Annotated in this window: 7 protein-coding genes; 5 read left to right on the top strand and 2 right to left on the bottom strand. The window is 33.3% G+C overall.

Going from position 1 to position 5445, the window contains the following annotated elements; translation table 11 throughout:
- Positions 1–305 precede the first annotated feature (305 nt).
- From F890_RS00035 to F890_RS00025, 3 genes are all read left to right on the top strand, one after another.
- Positions 306–617 (top strand): BrnT family toxin, encoded by a 312-nt coding sequence (locus tag F890_RS00035; RefSeq protein WP_002042420.1) that lies wholly within the window; start codon positions 306–308, stop codon positions 615–617.
- The gene (locus F890_RS00030) at positions 580–894 is read left to right on the top strand and encodes a BrnA antitoxin family protein (protein ID WP_001044691.1); all 315 of its coding nucleotides are present in this window, start codon (positions 580–582) and stop codon (positions 892–894) included. Before F890_RS00035 ends, F890_RS00030 begins: the two co-directional genes overlap by 38 nt.
- A gap of 185 nt (positions 895–1079) precedes the next feature.
- Positions 1080–1541 (top strand): DIP1984 family protein, encoded by a 462-nt coding sequence (locus tag F890_RS00025; protein WP_000761346.1) that lies wholly within the window; start codon positions 1080–1082, stop codon positions 1539–1541.
- Between the two features lie 322 nt (positions 1542–1863).
- On the opposite strand, the gene F890_RS18705 is transcribed toward F890_RS00025, so the two are convergent.
- Entirely contained in the window at positions 1864–2034 is a 171-nt protein-coding gene (locus F890_RS18705; protein ID WP_002067611.1) for a hypothetical protein, read from the bottom strand.
- Positions 2035–2036: 2 nt separating this feature from the next.
- Entirely contained in the window at positions 2037–2408 is a 372-nt protein-coding gene (locus F890_RS00020) for a hypothetical protein (RefSeq protein ID WP_005174618.1), read from the bottom strand.
- Positions 2409–3610: 1202 nt separating this feature from the next.
- On the opposite strand from F890_RS00020, the gene repM reads away from it, so the two are divergent.
- Positions 3611–4510 carry a replication initiation protein RepM gene (gene repM / locus F890_RS00010; protein WP_005265293.1) on the top strand — a complete coding sequence of 300 codons (900 nt, stop codon included), beginning with the start codon at positions 3611–3613 and terminating at the stop codon, positions 4508–4510.
- 72 nt (positions 4511–4582) lie between these two features.
- Positions 4583–5200 (top strand): plasmid replication DNA-binding protein, encoded by a 618-nt coding sequence (locus tag F890_RS00005; protein ID WP_000839113.1) that lies wholly within the window; start codon positions 4583–4585, stop codon positions 5198–5200.
- Positions 5201–5445: the final 245 nt, after the last annotated feature.

Genomic DNA, 5445 nt, shown 5'->3' with positions numbered 1-5445 from the left:
CATTTAAAAAAACAACTTAACTTTTTTAAATATACTTCAATCTCAAACAAAAATAGACTATTAATTTCTCATAAACATTCCATTTAACATAATGGCGGTTATACGCAATACACTTGTATATTAATTGAAATATCAGATACTTATTTAAACCATAAAAATCTAAAAATGCCCAAAAATCCGATTTTGAAACAAGTCGGCTTTTTTATGTTCGATTCTGTAATATTTTGCCAATAAAAAATGGAATAACTTTGCAAAATTTACAATTTTGTATTAACATTTTTATATTAACAAAAAGCGATGCAACTATGGAAATTGAGTTTTCATGGGATGAGCATAAAGCAGAAACAAACCTCAAAAAACATGGTGTAGCTTTTGAAGATGCAACCTTAGTTTTTTATGATGCTCATGCCGTCTTCAAACAGGATCGCTTTGAAAATGGTGAATATCGTTGGCAAGCGATAGGTCTCGTACACGGGCAGACAGTTTTATTGGTGGCTCATACTGTACAAGATCATAATGGGATTGATCATATCCGTATTATTTCAGCACGACAGGCAGAGAAAAAAGAGAGGAAACAGTATGAACAAAACCGTTACTTACAAAGTAGATTTGAATAAACCTCCTGTCTTATCTGAAGAACAAAAGGCAAGACTTGAAGCATTAGATAAACGCCCAGACAGTGAAATAGACTTTTCAGATATTCCCGAACTTGATGAAAGTTTTTGGAAAAATGCAGTGCAAAATCCATTTTACAAGCCGACTAAACAAGTAACTACGGTTCGCATCGATGCAGATGTCATGCAGTGGCTAAAAGCCCAAGGCAAAGGCTATCAAACACGAATGAACAAGATTCTGCGTGATGCCATGCTGAATGAACTAAAAAATCATCCGTAAAAAATGGGAGCTATAGGCTCCCATTTTTGTGTAACTCCAAAATAGAAATGTCCGGTTTTAGAATATGCACTTTTGCAATTTTCTTAGCGGACGGTTTAGCTAGATAAAAAGCAATTTTTTTGATCTTTAAAGAATGAGGATATAAGCTGTTTAAAACTTAATTCTAATTGGTTAATAGGTGAAAAATGAAATTAGCAGAAGCTCTCTTACTTCGAAGTGATCAACAAAAAAAAATTATTTCACTAAAACAACGTATCAATGCAAATGTATTGGTACAAGATGGTGATCAACCATCTGAAGATCCAAATGAACTACTAAAACAAGTATTTTCTTTAATTCAAGAATTTCAAAAATTAAGTTATGCAATTCATGAAACTAATGCTTTAACAAAATTAAATGATGGCCGTTCTCTACTTGCTTTATTGACTTTGCGTGATGAATTTGTAGAACAGCACAAAACCCTAACTGCAGCAATAAGTAATACATCTCGTGAATCTGATCGTTATAGTACGCGGGAAATAAAGTGGCATAAAGTTATTCCAGTTTCATCATTACAAAAACAAGCTGATGATATTAGTCTTAAATTACGTGATTTAAACGTGTTAATTCAGTCGACTAATTGGAAAATTGATTTGATTGAAGCCTAATAGTCCTTTAGATATAATCAAGTTGAACATACTGGGCGAGTACAAGATCCCTTACTTCCACAACATAGGATTGTAAATAAAGTGTAGTGGCTTGCAAAGCAAGTGGATAAGCTTAAAATTTTAAGTACAAATCAATCCATCACTTGGCATAACTCAAATCTTTGTGCAAACAAAGTTACACGTTACTTATAACTACCATGTACTGACAGTATGTTCACCTCAATTACTAAAAATAAAGAAATGAGCAAGCATCAGCTCAACTACATTTCTATTTTTAATTCAGTTCGGCATTTAACATAAAATCTCTTATACGCAACCCAGGTTAATCCTGGGCTTTTTGTTCAATCTCATCATTGGCCGCAAACATGCCTGGATTAGTGAGCTTAATATTTTCCTGACAACTTCTACAAAGCATTAAGCCTGCAAAAAGCTGTACATTCTGTCCATTTCCACAAAGCGTACATGGTTTTGAAATTTGAATAATATTGTCCAAAATTAAGATTCCTTAGAAAAGTTTTGTTCCGCATAATTAGCGGCCTTAGCTTGCATACTTCTAATTTCATCTTTAGAAGCACCATTTTTCATTAACAGCCATAAAAGCATCATGTAAGTACTACTAAAATCTTCATAGTATTTTTCAGAAAAATTATTATCTTCCTCAAAATCATCTATTCGCTTTTCTAATCGATTCACCAGATCCTCAATACGATCGGCTTGCTGTTTAACAGCAATAGATTGAAAATCATTGGTCAAAATTTTACTGAATAATTTACTGGTTCTGATTCCTTCTGAATTAGCCAATTGATCGTAGAATTCTGCTACTTGTGGATCTAACCTGACTGCATAAGTTTTGACTTTTTCGCCCATAAATTACACCTCTTATTAAAATTAGATTTTGTACAAAATTAAATATATATAATTCAACTAATTAAATAAAAATAATAAGTAGATTACGTACAAACCTATTTGTACAATATTAATTTATTATAAAACAAAAACTTATTTAAATATAATGCTTTTTTTATGTACAATCATGAGTACATGGTTTTTCTTAAATTTATCAATACCTTATCTAAAAAAAGTGTTGTTTTGATGTACAACCATGAGCACAGCATAAAAAATAGATAATTCAATCACTTATTCTAAAAAAAGACCATTTTTATGTACACGTTTCTGAGACCCTAAAAAATCGCTGAAATCCTTATCCTGTAAGGCTTTGAGGGTTGTCATCGTTAGATGCGTGGTGTGTGACAAAAAAATCACGGCATGTGCCGGATCCTTGATTAAAAAATTGGCTAAAGTGACGTAGGGCTGGTGCTTGGTTTTTACATGGAAAAAAGTATTTATTTCCTGATTTAGAAAAACGTAAAAAAAATCGATTTTTTGTCCATTCATCCAAGTTAGAAATTTCAACCCAAAACTTTAATTATGAAAAGCCTCATAGAAAGCGTTCAAATGCGATTTAAGAGCCTTTATCTAAAAAACATAGATCTACATAGGGAAAACAGAAAACAGCTCAAAAAACGCAAATGAGAGCGAAATAAAGAGGGGTTTTGAGTCTAGATAGATTCATAGAGCGAGTGTCTACGAGCGAACTATCAAAAGTTGCGCCTAGACCCTCTAAAAAACATTTTTTGCCCTCTTTAGCCTAAGAAAGCGTAAGTTTCATGCAGAAATTTGCTTCTCGACCGAGCGTAGCGAGTAAAAAAGTTTTATGAGCGTAGCGAATTCCGAGTTGCTTTTTGCTTTTTTTGAAAGTCACGTAAGTATTTACCAAAAAATTGCCCCGACGAACTGAGCGAAAGCGAAGTTCAATAGAGTTTGAGCGAAGCGAAAACCAAGGGCAATTTTTCAATCTACTCTTTTTAAATATATTTTAAATCTTTTAAATCTTTTAGGCTATCTGAAAGGCTTTAACAGAAAGGCTTTCAGATACTAACTATGAGGGATTGACTACCAACTATGAGGGATTGACTACCAACTATGAGGGATTGACTACTTAACTATGAGGGATTGACTACTAACTATGAGAGAATTATATTACTCATAGTTAATTTCTTGAAATAAGAATGATGAGTACATCTAAAAAAGAATTGGTAGTTAAATCAAATCAAGTAATTGAGGCTTCATATCAACTGAGCTCAACAGAACAACGGATTGTCTTAGCAGCTATTAGTAAGATTAGTCGGACTGAAGATATTACCGATGATGAAATTTATCGCGTAACTATTGATGATTTAAAAAAACTTGGGGTTCATGAAAAAACAGCTTATAGAGATCTAAAAGATGGTGTAAACCGCTTATATGACAGATCAATCAATTTAACTATTGATGATGAATCAATCAAAATGAGATGGATTCAATCCATACGATTTTTAGAGAGTAAAAGTGTTGTAGGAATTCGGTTTTCTAAAGAAATTTTGCCGTTCATTTCTAATCTAAGCCGTGAATTTACTAAGTATTCTCTATCTGACATTGCTGGTATGAGTAGCGCATATGCTATTCGTATTTATGAGCTATTAACGCAATATCGCTCCATAGGAAAACGAGAGATTTCCATCGAAGCTCTAAGAGGTATGTTGGAGTTAGGGAAAAGATATCCATTGTCTGCTGATTTAAAGAGATGGGTTATTGATACTGCTGTAGATCAAATCAATGAACATAGCCCTTTAAATGTATCTTACGAGCAAATAAAGACAGGTCGAAAAGTCACACACATTCACTTTACGTTTAAAGAAAAATCAAAAAGTATTGAGCATAAATCCAAACAGAATAATTTTTATAAATTGACAGATTCACAAATTAATATGTTCGGTAATCAGCTTTCACGCTTACATGAAGTATCTCACCTAGCACAACAAGGTGAAAGTTATGACGATTTAGCTATTAAAATTAAGGATATGCTACGAGATCCAATCCAACAAAAACAACTTATTCCTCATCTTAAAAATTTAGGTTTTAAGGCATAAAGATCAATTGTGTAGCGGTTGACTACTTGTTAATGTATCTTAGTTTACATAATAGACAACCAAAATCATAAGATGAAATCACTATCTGTTATTGAGCTTTCAAACCTCTACGGAATAACTCGTCAAGCCATTTATAAGCAAATTAATAAAGGTAATTTAAGTAAGAACAGTGACGGTAAAATTGATCTTGCCGAAGCTATTAGAGTCTTTGGTGAACCATCCAGAAATGTAAACAGTTCACAGACAACTGAAACACGAAAGTTGTCAGAAGTTCACCTGCTAGAACAACAGGTTTACATGCTTCAAAAACAGCTTGAACAGGCTCATGAGCGTGAGCAGTTCCAACGTGAGGAACTAAAAGCTAAAAATGATCAATTACACGTTAAAGATGAGCAAATTGAAGCGATACAACGCTTACTAGAAGCTCCGAAAGCTTATATAACTAGTTCTATCGACCCGAAATTAGATATAGCAACAGATACTAGGTCAAAAAGTGAGTTGAACTATGATGGATTGACTACTCAACCAAAAGAAGCTCCTGTAGAACCAAAGATTCAAACTCAGCCTAAACATGACGGATTGACTACTCCAGAGCTGCCAGAAAACAAGCGGATTCCTGTGCCGGATCACGTTGAACCGGAGCAGCCGAAAAGAGGCTTTTGGAGCCGTTTTTTTAGACCCTATGATTAACCACGATTGTTTAACTAATATGAACAAAGTTGTGGAACATTGCTCAAAGAATAGGCGTGGAACGTGACAAATCATTAAAAAAGCCCAAGTACGTATACTTGGGCTTTCAAAACTAATATAAAACTATGATTTATATAAAATAAAAAAGAGCATTTCGTATAAGGTGTATTATGTTAATTTTAGGGAAATTTAAGAATCTCTATGCAATGGTTTATTCAATATTCTTTGATTTCTTATCTTTTAGG

It is taken from the genome of Acinetobacter sp. CIP 64.7 (assembly GCF_000369745.1).
GTDB classification, from domain to species: domain Bacteria; phylum Pseudomonadota; class Gammaproteobacteria; order Pseudomonadales; family Moraxellaceae; genus Acinetobacter; species Acinetobacter fasciculus.
The sequence above is the reverse complement of the archived record's forward strand: the minus strand, read 5'-3'. Positions and strand labels throughout refer to the sequence as shown.